This is a genomic window from Rhodothermales bacterium, assembly GCA_041391505.1.
Taxonomy (GTDB): Bacteria; Bacteroidota; Rhodothermia; order Rhodothermales; family JAHQVL01; genus JAWKNW01.
Map to the genome: position 1 here is coordinate 1 of JAWKNW010000022.1, position 21,298 is coordinate 21,298.

General features: G+C 64.1%; 17 protein-coding genes. 10 read left to right on the top strand and 7 right to left on the bottom strand.

The features are described 5' to 3' along the window. The 7 genes from R2834_17990 to R2834_18020 all read left to right on the top strand — a co-directional run. Positions 1 to 322, top strand: a 322-nt coding sequence (locus R2834_17990) for a hypothetical protein (GenBank protein MEZ4702230.1), incomplete at its 5' end; no start/stop codon positions are given. Positions 323 to 414: 92 nt separating this feature from the next. Continuing rightward, positions 415 to 1,461: a hypothetical protein gene (locus R2834_17995; protein ID MEZ4702231.1), complete on the top strand. Its 1,047-nt coding sequence runs from the start codon at positions 415 to 417 to the stop codon at positions 1,459 to 1,461. Between the two features lie 148 nt (positions 1,462 to 1,609). Beyond that, on the top strand, positions 1,610 to 3,130 hold the full coding sequence (locus R2834_18000; GenBank protein ID MEZ4702232.1) for a magnesium chelatase: 1,521 nt from the start codon (positions 1,610 to 1,612) through the stop codon (positions 3,128 to 3,130). 162 nt (positions 3,131 to 3,292) lie between these two features. Beyond that, positions 3,293 to 3,790: a GNAT family N-acetyltransferase gene (locus R2834_18005; GenBank protein ID MEZ4702233.1), complete on the top strand. Its 498-nt coding sequence runs from the start codon at positions 3,293 to 3,295 to the stop codon at positions 3,788 to 3,790. Beyond that, the gene (locus tag R2834_18010) at positions 3,783 to 4,526 is read left to right on the top strand and encodes a glycosyltransferase family 2 protein (protein ID MEZ4702234.1); all 744 of its coding nucleotides are present in this window, start codon (positions 3,783 to 3,785) and stop codon (positions 4,524 to 4,526) included. Before R2834_18005 ends, R2834_18010 begins: the two co-directional genes overlap by 8 nt. 141 nt (positions 4,527 to 4,667) lie before the next feature. Next, positions 4,668 to 5,591, top strand: a complete 924-nt coding sequence (locus R2834_18015; GenBank protein MEZ4702235.1) for a branched-chain amino acid transaminase — start codon at positions 4,668 to 4,670, stop codon at positions 5,589 to 5,591. Between the two features lie 175 nt (positions 5,592 to 5,766). Beyond that, a complete protein-coding gene (locus R2834_18020) occupies positions 5,767 to 5,949 on the top strand; it encodes a hypothetical protein (protein MEZ4702236.1) in 183 nt (60 codons plus the stop codon). A 419-nt stretch (positions 5,950 to 6,368) separates the two neighbouring features. Here the strand turns inward: R2834_18020 and R2834_18025 are convergent, their stop codons facing one another. The 3 genes from R2834_18025 to R2834_18035 all read right to left on the bottom strand — a co-directional run bounded on the left by R2834_18025 (position 6,369) and on the right by R2834_18035 (position 8,982). Then, positions 6,369 to 7,103, bottom strand: coding sequence for a queuosine precursor transporter (locus tag R2834_18025; protein ID MEZ4702237.1), 735 nt, complete (start codon positions 7,101 to 7,103; stop codon positions 6,369 to 6,371). 69 nt (positions 7,104 to 7,172) lie between these two features. After that, the gene (locus R2834_18030; GenBank protein ID MEZ4702238.1) at positions 7,173 to 8,291 is read right to left on the bottom strand and encodes an ATP-binding protein; all 1,119 of its coding nucleotides are present in this window, start codon (positions 8,289 to 8,291) and stop codon (positions 7,173 to 7,175) included. Continuing rightward, a complete protein-coding gene (locus tag R2834_18035) occupies positions 8,269 to 8,982 on the bottom strand; it encodes a response regulator transcription factor (protein MEZ4702239.1) in 714 nt (237 codons plus the stop codon). Before R2834_18035 ends, R2834_18030 begins: the two co-directional genes overlap by 23 nt. A 258-nt stretch (positions 8,983 to 9,240) precedes the next feature. On the opposite strand from R2834_18035, the gene R2834_18040 reads away from it, so the two are divergent. Both R2834_18040 and R2834_18045 read left to right on the top strand, forming a co-directional pair. After that, on the top strand, positions 9,241 to 9,576 hold the full coding sequence (locus tag R2834_18040; protein ID MEZ4702240.1) for a hypothetical protein: 336 nt from the start codon (positions 9,241 to 9,243) through the stop codon (positions 9,574 to 9,576). Between the two features lie 269 nt (positions 9,577 to 9,845). Next, entirely contained in the window at positions 9,846 to 11,882 is a 2,037-nt protein-coding gene (locus tag R2834_18045; GenBank protein ID MEZ4702241.1) for a serine/threonine-protein kinase, read from the top strand. A gap of 5 nt (positions 11,883 to 11,887) precedes the next feature. Here R2834_18045 and R2834_18050 read toward each other — a convergent pair whose 3' ends face one another. After that, complete coding sequence (locus tag R2834_18050; protein MEZ4702242.1) at positions 11,888 to 13,339, bottom strand: DUF1501 domain-containing protein; 1,452 nt, start codon at positions 13,337 to 13,339, stop codon at positions 11,888 to 11,890. Positions 13,340 to 13,352: 13 nt separating this feature from the next. Further along, positions 13,353 to 16,376 carry a PSD1 and planctomycete cytochrome C domain-containing protein gene (locus R2834_18055; GenBank protein MEZ4702243.1) on the bottom strand — a complete coding sequence of 1,008 codons (3,024 nt, stop codon included), beginning with the start codon at positions 16,374 to 16,376 and terminating at the stop codon, positions 13,353 to 13,355. Positions 16,377 to 16,882: 506 nt separating this feature from the next. Between R2834_18055 and R2834_18060 the strand changes: the two genes are divergently transcribed. Beyond that, complete coding sequence (locus tag R2834_18060; GenBank protein MEZ4702244.1) at positions 16,883 to 19,951, top strand: PKD domain-containing protein; 3,069 nt, start codon at positions 16,883 to 16,885, stop codon at positions 19,949 to 19,951. Positions 19,952 to 20,083: 132 nt separating this feature from the next. Here R2834_18060 and R2834_18065 read toward each other — a convergent pair whose 3' ends face one another. Next, positions 20,084 to 20,764, bottom strand: a complete 681-nt coding sequence (locus R2834_18065) for a hypothetical protein (GenBank protein ID MEZ4702245.1) — start codon at positions 20,762 to 20,764, stop codon at positions 20,084 to 20,086. A 47-nt stretch (positions 20,765 to 20,811) separates the two neighbouring features. Then, entirely contained in the window at positions 20,812 to 21,018 is a 207-nt protein-coding gene (locus tag R2834_18070; protein MEZ4702246.1) for a hypothetical protein, read from the bottom strand. Between the last annotated feature and the right edge of the window lie 280 nt (positions 21,019 to 21,298).

Here is a 21,298-nt window from a genome sequence, read left to right on the forward strand (position 1 = left end):
GATCGACAGGCAAACGCCGGCGGGCGCGAGCGACGAGCTTCCCCGGCACATCGCGGTCCATAGCGCGATGACTTTCCTTTATTTTTTGTTGTTCGCCGCGCTTTTCATCTTCGGGATGCAAGAGGTCCTGCAGCACTATATCCTTCGGCGGATGCTCAGTAAAAAAGGGATGCTCCCGTTCAGGCTGGTCGCCTTCCTGGACTATGCCGCGTCCGAACTGAACTTCCTCCAGAAAGTCGGGGGCGGCTATATCTTTCTGCATCGCTACCTGCTCGAATACTTCGCCGAGATCGAGGACGACACCCTCGAGCCCCAGCCGTAACCTGTTCGAGGGGCCGGCGGGCGGCGGGAACGAACCCTCCCTCCAACCTTACAAGGGCCGATTCAATCGATCACTCCGGCGATCACCCCGGCATGGCCCGCTCTTCCGCGCACTCTACGTTCTTCTTCCTCGTTACCACGCTGACCCTGGCCGGCTGCCTGCCGTCGTCGTGCAATCGCACCGAAAGCCGGGCGCTGTTTCCGTCGGACTCCCTCTCGCGCGCCATCGCCGAGGCCACGCCGGTCGACACCCTCGTGCAGGTCTGGGACACCGGCGGCCCCGAGGCCCGGCCGTTCGAATACCCGCGCACGGTTTTTTTCGACGCCGCCGGCCGGCTGTTCCTGTCGGACGCCGAGGCCAACACCATCCATGCCTTCGACGACGGGGGCCAGCCGCTGTACCAGGTCACCGACGACGAATTCCCGGTCCCCTTCCTGGCCGGCATCGCCGGCGACACCCTCGCAGTATTCAGCCCCTCCAGGCGGGAAGTCCGCCTGATGGTGGGCGAGCGCGTTGTGGCCACGGTGCCCACGCCGGCCGACGCCTCGAGCCGCCAGCAGCTGCAGTATGCGGCTTATGGTCCGGGCGGGGTGTATGTCAAGATTCTGGGGGAGTCGTTCGACAATTTCGCGGGCCGGCTCGACGAGACCGGCCGTGTGACCGAGCGCTGGCCGCTCGAGGGGCCGATCTGGCGGTATGCGGGCAAGATGCTCGCGCAGGGCGACACCCTCCTCAGTGCCTGCGGCTATCGGCCGGTGATGGACCGTTTCCTGCCGGCGGCGCGTCGCGACACCCTCGCGCTGGTGGGATTCGATTCGCCTATGCTCGCCCGGAGCCGCTTGTTCATGCTGGGCGACCAGTACGACCCGCCGCTCCTGACGGCGTCGTTCGCCGTCGCCGGCGACCGGCTGTTCGTCCTCAACATCCGGCCGGGCTGGCTGTGGATCGACGCGTACGACCGCACCGGCCGGCTCGAGCGGCAGCTCGTCCAGCCTTCGCCCTCCTTTGCCAAATCGTTTTATCCCGTCGATCTCGCCGTCCGTCCGGATGGCGACGACTATGAGATAGCCGTCGCCTTCGTCGAGCCGCAACCCCGGCTCGCCCTGTATCGGTGGCGCAACGCGCCGCCGCCGCAGTAAAGCCGATCCGGGGGGAACTGTGCTCGAACGCTTCGCGTGCTAGATGGCCAGGTTTAAAGGGTTCAGGTTCTCCGTTCGATGCGCCGCGGTCGCGGCCACCCGACGCCTCCTGTATCCTTGAGCCGTGAACCTTGAACCCGACTCCATCATGACCCTGTCTCGCCTCACCGATATCCATACGCTCGGACAACTCAAGACATCCGGTTACCGGGTGCTGGGGGTTAAGGACGAGCTGCGCAAAAACCTCATCGAGAAGCTGCGCAAAAAAGAGCGGGTGTTCACGGGTATCATCGGCTACGAAAGCACGGTCATTCCCCAGATCCAGAACGCCATCCTGGGCCGGCACGACCTCATCCTGCTGGGGCTTCGCGGGCAGGCCAAGAGCCGCATCATCCGCATGCTCCCGCAGCTGCTCGACGAATACATCCCCATCGTCAAGGGCAGCGAGATCAACGACAACCCGTTCGACCCGATCTCCAAATACGCCCGCAACCTCATCGCCGCCAAGGGGGACGACACCCCCATCGCGTGGCTGCACCGCAACGAGCGGTACAACGAAAAGCTCGCCACGCCCGACACGACGATCGCCGACCTGATCGGTGACATCGACCCGATCAAGGCGGCCAACCTGCGGCTGACGTATGCCGACGAGGAAGTGATCCACTTCGGCATCATCCCGCGCACCAACCGGGGCCTCTTCGCCATCAACGAGTTGCCCGACCTCCAGCCGCGCATCCAGGTGGGGCTGCTCAACATCATGGAAGAGCAGGACATCCAGATCCGCGGGTTCAACATCCGGTTTCCGCTGGATGTCATGATGATCTTCTCGGCCAACCCCGAGGACTACACCAACCGCGGCAGCATCATCACACCGCTGAAGGACCGCATCGACAGCCAGATCATCACGCACTACCCGAAGACGATCGACATCGGCGTTCAGATCACGCGGCAGGAAGCGTGGCAGGATCGGGGCGAGGGCGTAAAGGTGCACGTGCCGGCGTATTTCAGGGAGATCATCGAACAGATCGCGTTCGAGGCCCGCGCCAGCGAGTACGTCGACCAGAAATCCGGCGTCTCCGTCCGCCTCACCCGCGCCGCGCTGGAGGATCTCATCTCGGCCGCCGAGCGCCGGGCGCTGGTGCATGGCGAGACCGAAACGACCGTGCGCATCAGCGACTTCGTTTCGGTGGAGCCGGCGATCACGGGGAAGGTCGAACTCGTCTACGAAGGCGAACAGGAAGGCGCGCAAAACGTGGCCCGGCTGCTGATCGGGCGCGCGATCAAGTCGATCTTCAACGTCTATTTCCCCGACCCGTCGGATAAAAAGACGGGCCGTTCGCCCTACCAGCTGCTCCTGACCTGGTTCACGCAGGGCAACAACCTCGTGCTCGGGCAGGACATGCCGTTCGAGGCGTTCCAGCAGGCGCTGTGCGGGGTCGCCGGCCTGCAGGAGATCGTCGCGCGCCAGATGAAGCCGGCGACGCCGGGCGAGGCCGCCTCGGCCATGGAATTCGTCCTCGAAGCCCTCCACCAGAACTCCCTCATCGGGAAGGATTTCGCCGACTCCGCGACATCGTACAGCGACATGATGGGCTCCATGTTATCCTCCCTCGGTTCGATCGAGGACGACGACATCGACCCGGACGATGACGATCTGTACCGTCGATGACGATGCGGCTGGTGCTACGTCTGCACCTCCCCGAGGCGATGTCGATGGCTCGACGCCAGATCCTGCCCCTGCTCCCGAAGCGGGGCCTGGCATCCATCGGAACCGCCTAGATCCATCTACAGGGCGGTACCGGTATCCACTTTACGATTTGCGAGATACATTTTGCCATCCGCCTTCACCATCCGCCCCGCCACGCCGGCCGACGCCGAGCGGCTCGTCGACCTGATCATCGGGCTGGCCGAGTACGAGCGGCTGCGCCACGAGGCCGAGCCGGACGCCGCGGCGCTCCGCCGGCACCTCGCCCCGGACGCGTCGCCGCGCTGCGAAGCCTTCATCGCCGAAGACGCGGACGGCCGCGCGCTCGGCATGGCGCTGTATTTCTATAACTACTCCACCTTCCTCACCGCCTGGGGCATCTATCTGGAAGACCTGTTTGTGCTGCCCGACTACCGGGGGCATGGGGTCGGCATCGGGCTGTTTCGGGCCGTGGCCCGGCGCGCGGTGGAACAGGGCTGCCGCCGGCTCGACTGGAACGTGCTCGACTGGAACGCGCCGGCCATCGACTTCTACCACCGCCTCGGCGCCCGGCACATGAAGGAGTGGAACACGATGCGGCTCACCGGCGAGGCCCTCGCCGCACTTGGACACGTCGATGGGTGACCGCCGGCTCCGGGTGATGGTCATCATCCCCGCCTTCAACGAGGCCCGTTCGATCGGACTCGTCGTGGGCGACCTGCCCGGGCACGTCGTTGAGGAGGTCGTGGTGGTCAACAACGCATCGACGGACGAGACCGAGGCCAATGCCCGCGCCGCCGGCGCGACGGTGCTTCGCGAGGGCCGGCAGGGCTACGGCTGGGCCTGTCTGCGCGGGATCGCCTACGCGAAGGAGAAAAATCCCGATGTGGTCGTCTTCCTCGACGGCGACTACAGCGACCATCCCGAGGAGATCGTCCGCCTCCTCGCGCCCATCGAGCACGGCGAGGCCGACTTCGTCATCGGGTCGCGGATGCGCGGAGAGCGGGAGCCGGGGGCGATGCTGCCGCAGGCGCTGTTCGGCAACCGACTGGCCTGCGGCCTGATGCGCCTGATCTGGGGGGCGAGATACACCGATCTGGGGCCGTTTCGGGCGATCCGGTTCAGCGCCTTGCTGGCGCTGGGGATGCAGGACACCACGTACGGGTGGACGGTCGAGATGCAGATCAAGGCGGTGCGCGCCGGCCTGCGGTATACCGAGGTGCCCGTGTCCTACCGCCGGCGGGTGGGGGTGTCGAAAATCACCGGCACCCTTGCCGGGACGGTCAAGGCGTCGTACAAGATCCTGTACATGATCGGGAAATACGCGCTGCAGCGGGAGCCGGCGAGGGCAGCCCGATCGGCCCCAGAAAGTTCACGCTAAACGACGAACCTTTCGCGATTCGGGCCGTTTTTGGTACTTCTTCCAACCGCGGGTGTGCTGCTGCCCGGCCGTCGCCGACACCGATCCGGCGCGTCGCGCTGCGCCCGCGTTCTCATATCGATCCCTAGCTCGGGCCCTGTTATGCATCACGACATCTGGTTCAACGGAAAACTCGTTCCCTACGAAAAAGCGACCATCCACGTCCTTTCGCACGTCGTACACTACGGCTCTTCGGTATTCGAAGGCATTCGCTGCTACAACACGGACCAGGGCTCCGGCGTATTCCGGCTACGCGAGCACATGCGCCGGCTGTATGACTCCGCCCGCATCTACCGGATGGAGATTCCCTACACCATCGAGGAGATTGAAGCCGCCACGATGGAGACGATCGCCAACAGTGGCCTGAAGTCCTGCTACATCCGCCCCGTCGTCTTCCGCGGCATGGGCAGCCTGGGCGTCAACCCGATCAAGAACGACGTCGAGACCGTCATCGCCGTGTGGGAATGGGGCGCGTACCTCGGGCCGGAGGCGCTGGAGAGCGGCGTCGACGTCCACGTCGCGTCCTGGAGCCGCATGGCGCCGAACACCTTCCCCGCGATGGCGAAGGCCGGCGGCAACTACCTCAACGCTTCCCTCGTGAAGATGGACGCCGTGCTCAACGGCTACAACGAGGGCATCATGCTCAACAAGGAAGGCTATGTGGCCGAGGGCAGCGGAGAGAACCTGTTCGTCATCCGCGACGGCGTGCTCTACACCGCCCCGCAGAGCCTCTCGATCCTGCCCGGCATCACGCGCGACGCCGTAATCACCCTCGCGAAAGGCCTCGGCTATACCGTCGAGGAGCGGCTGATCCCGCGCGAGGCGCTGTACATCTGCGACGAGCTGTTTTTCACCGGCACCGCAGCGGAGGTCACGCCGATCCGGTCGGTCGACAAACACGTGATCGGCACCGGCAAGCGGGGTCCGATCACGACCGAGATCCAGAATGCCTTCTTCGACGTCATCAAGAAAGGCGACGACCCGCACGGCTGGCTGACGCCCGTGCCGGCGACGGCGACGGTGTGACGAGATTCGATCCTCGTTTTGTTGAAAGCCTCCCGACGGGTGACCGTCGGGAGGCTTTTTTGTACGTGAACAATGCATGATCTGATGGAGTGTTCTCTTTTCCCCGCATGAACCAAATCCCCGCCGGCCCCGTATCGCGAACCATCGACCTGCTCATTCACACCGACGACAGATCATGACGGGAAAACGAAACAAGGCCAGGGGCCAGTCCATCGGGGTCGGCATCGCCCTCGGCGTAGCGCTTGGCGCCGCGTTCGGCAATATCGGCCTCGGACTGGCGCTGGGTATCGCCATAGGCGCGGGTTACGATCAGGTACGCAGCCGGCAAACGACCGACGAGGCCGGCGAGGAGGATTGAGGTCTGGCGGGAAGGTCTGACCGCCGGCTACCCCCCACGCTTCAGCGTGGGGAGCACTCTTTACGCATCGCCATGAAAGGCTCACGCGTGGCTTGGATTCCCGCTTTCGCGGGAATGACGTGGGCGCGGGAATGACGCGTCCCCGTTCATCGTGCCGTTCCCCCACGCTTCAGCGTGGGGAGCACTCTTTACGTACGCATCGCCGTGAAAGGCTCACGCGTGGCTTGGATTCCCGCTTTCGCGAGGATGGCATATGCGGGCGTGGGGAGCAACTTGACGCATCGCCGTGAAAGGCTCAGGCGTGGCTTGGATTCCCGCTTTCGCGGGAATGACGTGGGCGCGGGACTGACGCGTCCCCGTTCATCGTGCCGTTCCCCCACGCTTCAGCGTGGGGCATCGATCAACCGCACAACGATCCGTCACCCCATCTCCTCCGCCTGGTGGATCAGTGCTTCGGACGTCTCGCGGCCCAGGTACATATCCATCAGCCAGTGCGCGAGGTAGATGACGGGCGTGATCACGATGGCGATGATGAATTTGTAGATGTAGTTGAAGAGCGTGATCGCGAGGATCTCCTGGAACGAGAGCTGGCCGGCGAAAGCGACCATCAGCACGATAAACGTATCCAGGAACTGCGATCCGAACGTAGAGCCCGTCGCGCGGAGCCAGAGGTGCCGGCCCTCGGTGAGTTTGCGCAGCCAGTGGAATAGCGTGATATCCGCGAGCTGACCGACGAGATAGGCGATGAGGCTCCCGAAGATCACCCGCCCCGTCGCGCCGAAGACCATGTTGAACGCCTCGCCGCTGACCGGGGAGATGGAGGCGGTGGGCACGGCCATGGCGATCTGGACGAGCAGGAACTCGAACAGGATCATCAGCATCCCGATCACGGTGACAAACGCGATGCCCCGCCGGCCGAAGTATTCATTCATCAGGTCCGTCACGATAAACGTGACCGGGAACGCGATGACGCCGGCCGTCATCACCACCGTCGTGAACTGCTGCCCCAGGATGCGGATCGTGAACGGCAGGTCGAACGCCGTAAAAAACTTGCTCGCCGTGGCCTCGGCGACGACGAGCGCGGTCAGAAAGATAGCGGTGCAGACCACAAAGAGTTTTTGCGGCCGGCTCAAAACGTAGGCGTCCTGGATCATGCTGGGAGATGGAGGTTGCAGCGACCGGCGTAATCTCCAACCGGCCGGCGCGAATAGCAAGCCCTCACCCTATTTTGAAGTGGGCGCCGGCGCGGCGGGACCCTTCACGGTCTTGAGCAAAAAGCCGAACGTCGATCCTTTGTCGGGTTTGCTCTCGATCATCATCTGCGTGTCGTGGGCGCCCAGGATGTGCTTTACGATGGCCAGACCGAGCCCGGTGCCGCCCTGCAGCCGCGAGCGGCTTTTGTCCACCCGATAAAACCGCTCGGTGATGCGGGGGATGTGCTGCGGGGCGATGCCGATGCCGTTGTCCACCACCGACACCTTGACGTGCCCGGAGGGCAGCGGCCGGCATACGACTTCCACAAAACCACTCGGATTGCTGTATTTGATGGCGTTATCCACCAGGTTGATCAGCACCTGGCGCATGCGTTCGCGATCGCCCTTGACGCGGGGAAGCGGCTCGGCGATGCGGGATCGCAACGTAACCGACTTGCTCTCGGCGATGTCCTCCAGCCCTTCGATCACTTCGTTGACGACTTCGCTAAGGCTGAAGTCGCTCATCATCATCTGCAATTCGCCCGTCTCGATGCGTGAGATCTCGGACAGGTCGTTGGTGAGGTTGCGCAGCCGCGTGGCGTTGTTGAGGATTTTTTTGACGAACGACTGGTTGACGCGCCGATCCTCCAGCGCGCCATTCAGCAGCGTCTCGGCGAAACCCTGGATCGCGAAGATGGGCGTTTTGAGTTCATGGGACACGTCGCCGAGGAACTCGCGCCGGTAGTTTTCCACCTTCTTCAGCCCCTGGATCTCCTTTTCAAGCACCTGGCCGGCGCGATAGACCTGCCAGACCAGCGCATTGAGTTCGTCGCCGCGCGGCAGATGGGCGGCTTCCAGGTTCTCGAAACGATGCTTGCGAACCTGTTTTAGCGTCGTCCGCGCCAGATGCAGACGATGGGCCAGCAGGGCGTAGGCCGTGAAATAGGCCGCGACGAGGATAAAAAGCGGCAGCCCCAGGAGCACGCCGAGCGGAAACGGAGAGATCGTGTAGTGGAGGCCCCCCATGACCGCGAGGAGCATGCCGGCAATCGGCAGCGCAATCTTCAGGGAGAGCCGGCTGAAGCGGACCGGCATCCGCCGGGCGACGGCCGCGCCTGACTCCGGCTCAGGCTTTGAATTTGTAGCCAATCCCCTTTACCGTTTCGATGATATCGTTACCCAGCTTTTCGCGGATCTTACGAATATGCACATCAACGGTTCGGTCAACGACGTACACGTCATGACCCCATACTTTGTCCAGCACGTCCTGGCGTGAGAAGACCTTGCCGGGATAGGAGGCCAGGAAATAGAGCAGTTCGAACTCCTTGCGGGGCAGCCGGTGCTCGATGGTTTCGCCGTTCGACTTCTGGAAGACGAGGTAGCGATCGCGGTCGATCTCGAGATCATCCAGCGAAAGAAACGCCGGCTGCTTTTCGGTGCGATGGGCCGTCCGGACGAGCGCCTTGATCTGGCTGATCAGCACCGGGATGGAGACCGGCTTGGGCAGGTAGATGTCCGCCCCGATGTCGAGACTTTGCACCTGCGCCTCCTCTTCGGTCCGGGCGGTCAGCATGAGGATCGGCGTGTTGCGGAGTAGGGCATCGCTGCGGAGCCGGCGGCACACCTCGATGCCGTCGAGCCCTGGCATCATGATGTCCAGCACGATAAGATCCGGTTTCTCCCGGCGCGCGACGTCGATGCCCTCCAAGCCATTCGGGGCCAGCAACACGCGAAATCCCTCTTTTTCGAGGTTGTACTGGAGCAGTTCGAGCAAATCCTCCTCGTCGTCCACAACGAGGATGGTCAGGAGTTCGGCCTCAGGGCGCGTCCGCGATGGCATAGCAGATAGGATAATAACGGCAGGCACCCGGGGGCACGATCAGGGGCCTCAACGAGCTTTTTGGATGCGCAAAGTATACGGCGCATCCCGTGAAGCTTCGGACAAGCCGGTGTTATGTCATTATTAAATGATGCCCGGAGCGCCGGCGTGTGCGCACTCAGATCGTCGGGTTTACGGTTAAGAATCGGCCCGTCTGACCGATCGTTAAAGTGGGGACTCTCCCCTGGTGTACTCGATTAACCAGAAAACACACTCGCAATGACGCATTACGAGCGCTGGTTCAAACGCAACGCAATTGCGGAACAGAAAGAAAGCGAAGGCAAGTTCGAAGATGCCATTCGCATCTATGAGAGCAACGTGGATGAGGATGCGGACACCATGTTTCCTTACGAGCGTCTCGCCATTCTCTACAAACGCAAGAACGATCGGGCGAACGAAAAGCGCATCCTGCAGAAGGGTCTGCAACTGCTCAAGATGCGCTCCGAGCAGGGACGGCTCGATACGAACCAGGAAAGCATGATCAAGGAATTCGAAGACCGCCTGGAGAAGATCACGGGGCGGAAACGGAAGAAGTCCTGGTTCAGCCGCGCCTGACCCCACGCGCGGCGCATCAATATGCGCCAAAAGCCTATAGCCAAGAAGCACTTAACGGTATGCGTTTTGCCAGACGTTTCCCGTTATTTGGTGCATTCGTAAGCAAAGCGTGAATTCCAGACTTCGACCCACGCCGGCTTCTTCGCGCCTCACCGTATCGCTCGAGACGCGGCCGGCGAACCACACGTTACGCTGAGCCCTGGCTGTGCCATTCATCATGAGCCCCCCACACTCGCGGCATGCATCCGTCGCGAGTTCAAGGGATTCGTATGAGCCTGCAACCCGGTCTGGCAAGAGGGTATGAGATCGACGGCCACCGCATCGAGGAGGCGCTGGATCAGGATGTCCTGGGCACCCTGTATCTGGCGACCGACATCGGCGTGCAACGCCCCGTCGCACTTCGCGTGATCAATCCGATCCTCGCGCAGGATCCCATTTTCGTCCAGCAGTTCCAGATCGAAGCCAGCCGGCTCGCTCAGCTCAGCCATCCCAATATCGTCACCATCTACGATATCCGGGACACGAACCAGGCGACCTACATCTCCATGGAATATGTGGAGAGCGAAACCCTCTCGGCTTACCTGGATCAGGTGAAGGGGCCGCGCTGGCGTCTCGGGGTCCCCCTCCTCCAGCAGGTGCTCGAGGCGCTCGACTACGCGCACCGCCTGGGCATCCTCCACGAATCGCTCAAGCCGGATCGCATCCTCGTCACGGAAGACGGCCGCGTCAAGCTCAAGGATTTCGGGATCTCGCGGATGCTCAAGAAGGTGAGCCTGCTGCCGCTCTCCTACAACGATTCGGACATCCGAGGCTATCCTTCCCCCGAACAGCTCGACTCGCAGGCCCGCGTCGACGAGCGGTCGGACGTGTACAGTATCGGACTCATCCTGTACGAGATCCTCACCGGCACGCTTCCGTTCGATAAGCTGGCGCCCGATTTTGTCGTTCGCAATACGCTGAACGACGCCATGATCCAGAATCCCGCGCGGCTCAACCCGAACGTGCCGCGCCGGCTTGCCCAGATCACGATGAAGGCCCTGCGCAAGCAGCCGGGCGATCGGTATCAGACGGTGCGGGAGATGCTGCAGGATCTGACCGAGGCGGATCGCAGCCATAGCCAGCCGACCCGCCCACCGAGGCACAACCGGCTGCGGTCTACCCTGCGCCGGATGGTCACCCCGGTGGCCGCCGCCTACACCTTCGTCGGACTCCTCTTCGCCACCGGATCGCTCTACGCGTTTCAACAGCCGGACGCCGATCCGTTCAAGATATTGAGCGTCGACGGGCCGGCCATGGCGGCCGCCGCCGTGCCGCGCCCGCTGCCGCCGCCCGAGCGTCCGCCCCGGACCGCCGTCGTCGACCCGGCGCAGGGCCCCGTCCTGCCCTTCGATCCCCCGGCCGATCCAATCCCGCCCGACCCGGTCCCGGCCAACCTGCCCGCGATGGATCCGCAGGCGACGACGGCGCCGACCGCCCCCGTCGTGGCACCGGTGGCACCGCCGCCGGCCGATCCGGTCGTCGCCCCGCTTCCTGCCGGCAACCCGGTCGCCCTGGCCTCGCCGGCCGACCCGGTTCCCGCCGACCCCAGGCCGGTCAACCCGGCCCCCGCCGCCGCCGCGCAGCCGCGCAAACCCGCCGTGGGCTGGCTCGCAATCACCTCGCGCCCCGCAGGGGCCGTGGTCCTCATCAACGGTAAGCTATCGGGCAAGACGCCGAAAAATGGGGCGGCGCTGCCGCCGGGGCCGGCAACCGTCGCGCTCACGCTGGAGGGTTATGAAGCCGTCACAACCGACATCGACATCAGCGCCGGGCAGACGCTGCCGATCGACCAAACGCTGAAACCTCGCGACGGAGCGATCAAACTGCACATCACGCCGCGCGGCGATGTGTACCTGGACGACGAGCTGGTCATCCCGAGAGCGGAGGGGCTGCACACGCTCATGGCATCGCCGGACTCCCATCTGGTCACCGTACAGCATCCCGCCTTCGGCAAATGGCAGCGCATGCTGCTGCCCCGCTACAATGAGGACCAGCATTTCACCATCGACTTCACCAGGGACGCCACGGTCGACATCAATTCGTTCGACGAAGACGGCTCGTTCGTGATCGGCGAGATCTGGATCGATGGCAAGGCGACGGGGCAATACACCCCGATGACGATCCAAACCCCGGTCGGGGTACGCTCGATCGACGTCCGCGCGGACGGCTACCGGATGCTGCGGCCGATGCGCGTCAATGTCGACGGCACCGGCCAGGACGTTGTCGAAATCATTCTGGAGCGGGTGTCCGCCGCCGACGTGCACTGAAGGGATCAGGCGGAGAGGATGTCGTGCACGACATGGCCGTGCACGTCCGTCAGGCGGATGTCGCGCCCGCCGAAGCGGTAGGTCAGCTTTTCGTGATCGAGGCCGAGGAGATAGAGCATCGTGGCGTGGAGGTCGTGAATGGTCGTCGGCTTGTCGACCACGCGGTACCCGTACTCATCCGTTTCGCCATAGATGGTGCCGCCCCGCACGCCGGCCCCGGCCAGCCAGATGCTGAAGGCCGACGGGTTGTGATCCCGCCCGTCCGACCCCTGCGCAAACGGCGTGCGCCCGAACTCGCCGGCCCACACGACGAGCGTCTGATCGAACAGCCCCCTCGCCTTCAGGTCCCTCAGCAGTCCGGCGATGGGCTGGTCGACGGCGTGGGCGTTCAGTTCGTGCCCTTTTTTCAGGCTCGCATGTTGATCCCAGCGGTCGGCGTCGACGCGGGGGCAGGTGAGTTCGATGAAGCGGACGCCACGCTCGACGAGCCGGCGGGCCAGGAGGCACTGCATCCCGTAGCTGCGGGTATGCGGATCGTCCGAATAGAGCCCGTACAGCCGGCGCGTCGCCGCCGATTCGCCCGAGAGATCGGTTAGCTCCGGCACCGAGGCCTGCATCCGAAACGCCAGCTCGTAATTCGCGATAGACGACTCGATGGGGTCCGCCGGCCCGAGTTTGCCCAGCAGCGCATCGTCCATTCGCCGCATCAGCGCGCGCTTGCTCGCCTGGATGCGCGGGTCCTCCTCCAGCGGGCGGACGTTCGCCAGCGGCGTCTCGCCAGCCTTGAACACCGACCCCTGGAACGCAGCCGGCAGGAACCCGCTGTTGAAGTTGTCGAGTCCGCCTGGGGGCACCAGTCCGCCATCGATCACCACATACCCAGGCAGGTTCTGGTTCTCGCTGCCCAGCCCGTACGTCACCCACGCCCCCATGCTGGGCCGGCCCTGGATGCCGATGCCGGTGTGCAGAAAATAGTTGGCGTTCGTGTGTTCGGGAAACTGGGACACCATCGAACGAACGAGCGCCAGGTCGTCGACGCAGGTGGCGATGTGCGGAAACAGATCGCTCACCGGCATCCCGCTCTCGCCGTACTGACGGAACCGCCAGGGACTTTTCAGGATGGTGCCCACGTCGTCGAACTGGGTGTTGTCGACCTTGAACTTGGCGTACGGGCTCTGGCCATGTTCGCGGTCGAGGCGCGGTTTGGGGTCGAACGAGTCGACCTGCGAGACGCCGCCATCCATGTAGAGAAAGATGACGCTGCGGGCTTGCGGGATGGCGTCGGGCCGGCGGGGCGTCATAGGCATGGTCGCGCCGGCCGGACCGCCGCTGGTCACCTGGCAGCCGAACGCCGCGCTGCCGAGCAGCGACGTCAGGGCGACGGATCCGAACCCGTTGCGGCACAGCGCGAGCATTTCGCGGCGGGACAGATGGCGGCAGGGTCGATGCGGCTTCATACGCGGCGGCGGGTCAGACGAGGTGGATGAATTCCTTGAGGTTGAACAGGGCATGCGCGTAGTCGCGCCAGACGCGCGGGTCGTTCAGCGCGGCGCTTTCGTCCAGTTCGTACAGCGCGGCCTGCGCCGCGATGAAATCGAGCGCGGCGTGCAGCTCTTCTTCCGCCGGCGCGCGCGCCAGCGCCATCCGGTACATGCTCCGCACGCGCTGCGGCGCGTCCAGCTCACGGAGCGCCACCATCCGGCGGCCCCAGGCCTCGGCCTGCTGCGCGACGAAGGGGTCGTTGAGCAACGCCAGGGACTGGGCCGGGACGTTGGAGGCGTTCCTGCTCCCGAACGTGGAGAACGGGATCGGCATATCGAACACCAGCATCAGCGGCGACAGAAAATTGCGCCGCACGGCCTGATAGATGCTGCGCCGGCCGTCGCCATCGAGCGGTCCGGACTCGCCCGGTCGACCGCGACCGGTCATGAAGTCGGACAGGTACACCGGCACGGGGGGGCCGTACATCGCAAGATCAAGCTCGCCCGACGCCGCGAGCATGGCGTCGCGGATGGCTTCGGACTCGAGCCGGCGCACGGGATATTGGTGCCATAACCGGTTGTCGGGGTCGCGCTCCTGGGCGCGCCGATCCGGCGTGGTGGCGCGCTGGAACGCCTCGGACGTCACCATCAGGCGAATCATCGCCTTCATCGACCATCCTTCCTCGACGAACCGCACGGCCAGATAGTCCAGCAGCTCCGGATGGGTGGGCCGGCTTCCCTGGAGGCCGAAGTTATCGACCGTATCGACGAGCCCGCGTCCGAAGACGTGGTGCCAGATGCGGTTGACCATGACGCGGGCCGTGAGCGGGTTGGCGGGGTCGACGACCGCCTCGGCGAAGGCGAGCCGGCCGCTGCCGGCCTCCTCGAACGGCGCGTCGCCACGCTGGAGGGCATGCATGAAACGCCGCGGCACCCGCTCGGGCGACGGCATGCCCACGCTGCCGCGCACGAATACCGGTTGATCCTCACCGTCGCCATCCAGGATGGCCATCATGAGCACCGGTTCCGGCAGCGACGCCTCCCGCTCGGCGCGACGTCCCTGCTCCGCCGCCAGGTCGATCCCTTCGGAGGACAGATAGCCGGCTTCGATGGCGCCGTTCAACAGGGCGACCTCGGTATAGTCCGCCAGCCCATCCACCCAGCGACGCACGGCGTCGGAGAGCGCAGCGCGCAGCGCGGCCCCTGCCAGGGGCGCCGGCGAGGTTGTTGCGCGCTCAAGGGGTGCATCGTGCATCCAGGCCCCTTCGGCTTCGATATACGCGCCGGCTTCGCGCACCGGCGTTTGCTGCTTGAAATACCCGGGAAACAGCTCGATATACGCCGGCCGGCCTTTCCAGCGGGCGACATCGAACGTGTAGTTCTGCATCGCGGCGCTGTCGGGCGCCTGTTCGAGCCCCCCGTAAATGGGGTACTGGATCAGCTGGAAATTGTCGATGATGAGCCGCACACGGGACGCCCTGCCGGCGGCGCGCACGGTGATATGGTCGGCGTCGATCACGAAAGTCGGCGAACGCAGCGTGCCGAAGATTTTCGTGGAGATCGCTGCGCTGGACGCGCGGGGCGACTTCAGGGTGAGCAGCCGTTCCCCCTCGAAAACCGGAGCACCGGCCACGGGCTTCGTGCCGAAGGCGAGGCCATCGACGCGCCACCCATCGAAACCCCGGCCCGCGCTAAAGTCGCCAAGCGACCGGGCCAGCGAATCGGCCGGCTGGAAGGCCTCCCCGGGGGCGAGCGGCGGCAGCGCATCGCCCACGGCGACCAGCTCATCCATCCACCGACGGCCGAGCGCGGCGCGCACATCATGATCCAGCGCGGCAATTTCCGTGGTCTCGTCCTCCAGCGCCGGCGTCTCGTGGGCATCGCGCAGCGCGAAACGCGAACTCTTGACGATGCCGTAGAGGCTGTAGTAGTCCGTCGTCGGGATCGGGTCGAATTTGTGATCGTGGCAACGGGCGCAGGCGACCGTCAGCCCCATGAAGGTCTTTCCCGTCACATCGATGATGTTGTCGATCCGGATCGACTCGTCGATCTGCAGATCCACCGGGCTGTGGGTCCCCTCGCCGAGCGTAAAAAACATCGTCCCGATGGCCGATTCGCTGTACCCCTCGTCGGGATGGCGCCGCGGTTGGTCCAGGAGGTCGCCGGCGAGCTGTTCCAGCACGAACCGGTCATAAGGCAGGTCCTGGTTGAACGCGCGGATGAGATAATCCCGGTACGTCCATGCGCCTATGACGGGGTAATCGAACTCGTGCCCCTTGGTGTCGGCGTATCGAACGACGTCCATCCAGTGCCGGGCCCATCGCTCCCCGAATTGGGGCGAGGCGAGCAGGCGGTCGACGAGGCGCTCGTAGGCCTCGGGCGACGCGTCCGCAAGAAACGCATCGATGCCCTCGGGCGTCGGCGGCAACCCGGTCAGTACAAACGAGAGCCGGCGCATCAGGCTCTCGCGGGACGCCGGGGGCCCCGGACGCACGCCGGCGGCGGTGAGGCGGGCTTCCAGAAAGCGGTCGATCGGGTTTTCGGGCGCGACGAGCCGGCGGACGAACGGCGGCTCCTGTCTTTCGGGCGGCACGAGCGCCCAGTGGGGACGGTATTCCGCGCCCTGTTCGATCCAGCGTTCGATCAAGGCCCGCTCGCGGGGAGATAACACCTTTTTCGCTTCGGGCGGCGGCATACGCTCCTCGGGATCCTCCGAACGGATGCGTTTGATCAGCTCGCTAGCGTGGGGATCGCCCGGCACGATGGCGGTTGTTCCACCCTTCAACACGACAAGGGCCGAATCCCGAAGATCGAGACGGAGGCCTGCCTCCCGCGTGCTGACATCGGGGCCGTGGCAGACATAGCAGTTGTTCGACAGGATCGGCTGGATGTCTGCGTCGAAATCGACCACGTCCGGCAGGTCCGATTCTCCCGGCGCGCGACACGCCGCATAACAGAGCATCACCATGATCCACACGGCGCAACGGATAGGTAGAGCGGCGGCTACGGACATGTCGGTCACATTTCGCTGGGCGTCGACGATATACGTAGTGTACCAAAACCCGGGCACAGAGAAAAGATCGACGCCCAGATGCCTGGTGAAGTGACGTTTTGCGCCCGGGATGCGATGGGGGACGGATCTCTGCTGCAACATGGGACGCGCATGAGGTCCGTAAAGAAAAGCGCGCCGCGCATGATCCCATGCCGGCCAAAAATCGGTCTATAGCTGTGTACCCGCTTCATTGACAGCACACGAACAAGCCCGCGGGCTTCCCAGGCACACCTAGCGGACCCTCTCTCCTCGTCCGCCCAGCATCTCCTCGTGCCCACCGCGTTGTTCAGTTTGATCAGTCGCCTGCAACGGGTCTCCCCTCAAATCACAGCTACTTATGACCTTTAATGTGAGGAGACATCATGTATCCGAAAAATTTCCACCCGTCCGCGGTGCCAGACCGCTGCCGCCGCGCATCCCATCCTGACGCCAACGCATTACTGCGATGGATCGGCGGCCTGTTTGGGATGTTTCTGCTGCTGAGCCCGCCGGCCAACGGCCAGACCCTGGATTATTTCGCCCGTATGGGCAGTAGCAGTTACGACGCCGGCGAAGACCTCGTGCTGGACGCCGCGGGTAACACGTACCTGACCGGGCGTTTTATGAACACGGTAGACTTCGACCCCGGCCCGGGCATTTTTAACCTGACCAGCGCCGGCGGAGAGGACGTCTTCGTGGCCTCCTACGACGCGTCGGGCGGTTTCCGCTGGGCCCTCGGGTTCGGCGACACCGGCGCCGACCTGGGCCATGGGATCGCGCTCGATGCCGCCGGCAACGTCTACGTCATGGGCCGCTTCACCGGCACGGCGGATCTCGACCCCGACGGAGTTCATACGATCACCAGCAACGGCGAACTCGACACGTTTGTCGCCAAATACACCAACGACGGGCACTTCGTGTGGGGCTTCTCGTTCGGCGGCGAGATCGACGATGCCGGCGAGGACATCGCCGTCGATCCGTCTGGCCAGGTTTACCTGACCGGCGGCATCCAGGGAACCGTCGACTTCGACCCGGGCCCCGGCGTCGCCGAATTCACGAGCACGGGGGATCTGGACATCTTCCGCGTCAAGTACTCCACGGACGGCGAATACCTCTGGGCCTACGTCGCCCCGGATGCGCAAATCGACAACCAGCGGGGCTTCCGGATGGTGGTGGACGACGCCGGGTACAGCTATGTCACCGGGTGGTTCAAACGCAACCCCGTCGTCGGCACGACGGGCGGCGAGCAGATCCACAGCAACGGCGAATCCGATGCCTGGATCGGCAAGTTCGATCCGGACGGTCAATACCTCTGGGCGTTCAACCTCGGCGCCACGGCGCGCGACCTCGGAACCGCCATCGCGGTAGACCGGGCCGGCAACACCATTGGAGCCGGCTTCATCAAGAACACGGTCGACTTCGATCCGGGGCCCGGTGTCTATAACCTCCCGGGCAACGCCCTGAACAATGGCTATCTCGCGAAATACGATCCGGACGGCAACCTGGTGTGGGCCTTCCTTCTCGAAAACGTGAGCACGAAGGCTTCGACCCAGATTTTCAACATCGGCGTCGACGACGACAACAATTACTACGCAGCCGGCTTCCTACAGGGCACGGTCGACTTCGACCCCAACGGAACGTTTGAGTTGACGGGAAACGGCCCGTACGATGCCTTTCTGGCCAAGTACGACGCCGGCGGCAACCTCATCTGGGCGTTTAAGGTCGGCGGCACCAACAACGACTTCGGCCAGGGCGTCGACAACACGGCGGACGGATCGATCATCGTGATGACCGGGCGATTCCGGGGCACGGCAGACCTGTCGGTCGCCGGCGACGGCTCCGCCACGGTCGCCAGCGCCGGGCTGGACGACATCTTCCTGGCGCGCTACAACCAGGAGGTCGGCAACGCAACACCCATTGCAAGCTTCACCGCAACCCCTGGAGCCGGCGCGCTGGACCTCGACCTGGATGGCTCGGCCTCCTTCGACCCCGACGGAGCGATCGTCCTCTGGGAATGGGATTTCGGCGACGGCCAGACCGGAGCCGGCGCGTCGACGTCGCATACTTATGCGTCGATCGACCTGTACACGATCACGCTGACCGTGACCGACAACCAGGGCAAAACCGCCTCCTCCGTACAGACGATCCTGGTGGGCAATCCCCCTCCGGTGGCCTCGTTCGTCGCCGCGAACGTGGCCGGCACGCGGGACATCGACGTCGACGCGAGCGCCTCGACGGACAACGGGACGATCGTTTCCTGGGACTGGGACTTTGGCGACGGGAGCACGGGGACGGGCGAAACCGCCAGCCATAGCTATCTCGCCGACGGCACCTACCAGGTCACCCTGAGCGTCACCGACGATGGGGGCGCCACGGACCAGGACACGCAGGACATTACCGTCGTGGCCGGCGCTCTGCCGCCGACGGCGAGCTTCACGGCAACCCAGACGGCCGGCACGCTGGAAGCGAGCTTCGACGCGTCAGCATCGAGCGATAGCGACGGAGCCATCGTGGCCTGGAGCTGGGACTTCGGCGACGGCGCTTCCGGTTCCGGTGAAACGACGACGCACACCTACGCAGCCGCCGGCGCCTACACGGTCGTCCTCACCGTCACCGACGACGACGGCCTGACCGACACCGACACCCAATCCCTCGTCGTGGTTGAGCCCGGCGGCGACGGCGCGTTCATCGAATCGGGCGGTCTGGTCGTCTTCGAAGCGGAGCACTTCCACACGCGCATCGCGCGGAGCGGCCACGAGTGGATCGAAAACACGGCGCATGCCGGCTACAGCGGGGCGAGCGCGATGGAGGCCTACCCCGACGACGGCAGCCAGATCAAGAATAACGCCGAGACGACCAGCCCCGAGATCGCCTTCAACGCGACGTTTACGACCACGGGCGACTATTACGTCTGGGGACGGCTCTGGGCGCCGGACAAAAACGGCAATTCGGTCTATGTCGGTTTCGACGGCACACTGGGGGGGAAATACGACATCTTCCAGACCAACCTTTACGGTTCCTGGGAGTGGGTCGTCTTCCAGAGCAACAGCGTCACGACGCCGTACGCCATCGCGTCCGCCGGCCTGCACACGATCCATTTCTGGCTGCGCAAGGACGGCTTGATTCTGGACAGGGTCGTGATGACCACCGATGCCGGGTATGTCCCCTCCGGAACAGGTCCTGACGAAAGCCCGCGCGGCGCCTCGGCGCCTGTGTTTGCCGCGCGGGGCGCGCAGGGCGATGCGCCCGCGTTCGTCCTGCTCGACGATCGCCTGCCCGACAGCTACGCGCTGGAAGGCGCCTATCCCAATCCCTTCAACCCGACCACCACGCTGCGCTTCGCGCTGCCGGCCGATTCGCCTGTTCGACTGATCGTGTACGACGCGATGGGCCGGCACGTATCGACCCTGATCGACGGCGAGCGCGGGGCCGGGCTTCATGAAGCCGTCTGGGACGGAACCACGGACGCCGGCGGCACCGTCGCCAGCGGCGTGTATCTGATCCGCATGCAGGCCGGCGCGTTCGTGGCGACGCGCAACGTCCTGCTGCTGAAGTAAGCGCTTCCCCGGGGAGCGACTCGAGGAACTAACCGTTGTGGAGGAGAGCAGCGGTTAGCACAGGCCGCCGGCGTCGTTACAGCGACGCCGGCGGTTTTTTGCATCCGCGCGCGGTGCGGGGATGCCGGCACGTTACAGCGTGCTCATCGCCTTGAGCTGATCCAGAGCGTGCTCGATCTGCATCAGAAAGACATCTTCGCCGGCCTGGACCTTCGCGTTGATCGCAGGACTGTGCTGCTTATCGGCGCAATCAGGACAGGTGCGTCTGGCGAGGAATGCCTCAATCCCGACCATACCACCCTGGGCAGCATCGGCAATCTGTTCTGGCGTCCAGTATCCCTTGAGCGTCTGAAGCGCCTGCACCAGAAGCGCCCCTTCCGGAGACCGATTCTTTGACAGCAGCTCGGTGTATTGTGCGATCGCGGCCATCGCGTCCGCGTCCCGCTCAGGACCGGACAGGATGAGCTGAAGCATGCGTACACTCACGATCTGCTCGCGGAGATAGGACGGCGACTCGGTGTCCGCGCGAAGATAGAGTTGTAGCGCAGCATGGGCTTCGCGCCAATTCGACGCGTTTGCAATGGTCCTGTGGATAAGGACCGTCGCATTCAGTCCGGTCTCCGCCAATTGGCTGCGTTCTTCCGGTGTCAATTTTCGACCCTCCAGCATCGCAGGAGTCATGGAGTGAGCGGTCGCATCGATGACACTCATCACCGGCATCTCTGGCGATTCGCTGACTGGCGATGGGGATTGGGCACAGGAATTAAAAACCAACGCAAACACGAGCGTTAGCTGGGTACAAATCCTCTTCATAGGATCCTCCTTGATCGAATCAGTTTGCAGGTGCGGGGCTTGAGCAATCAGACGCCACAGATACCGGGAATGGTGTTTCCACCGATGGCGCCGAGAAAAACACCACCATCTTCGCAAGCGGAGGTCCAGTAGGTCTTGTTCTCGCTCGGATAGTAGGTGGCCATCACATCGCAGTCACCTTCCTTGTTATAGCAGAAGTTGACAGCAAAGACGGCGGTCAGCACGAGTGCGGACAGATAAGACAGTACATGCATAGGGGAGCTCGTTTGGATTGCAAGGCCGAGCACACCCACTGTCAGCACCATAGAAAGCAAAAAGACCGGCCAGAGAGGCACGAACGTTGCCGATCTTCGATCGTACTGATTGTACTAGATCGACTCACGATACAAAACGCGAACCGGGCCTGGCAAGGGGCGCTGCAGGGTCTGTGCTCTTTTCCTTACTAGACAGGCCGGCTTGCCTCCGCATAACGTCAGACCGGCCCCTATCCCGTAACGAACATGTAACGAAGGAATAGCACTCCCGCAGGCGGGG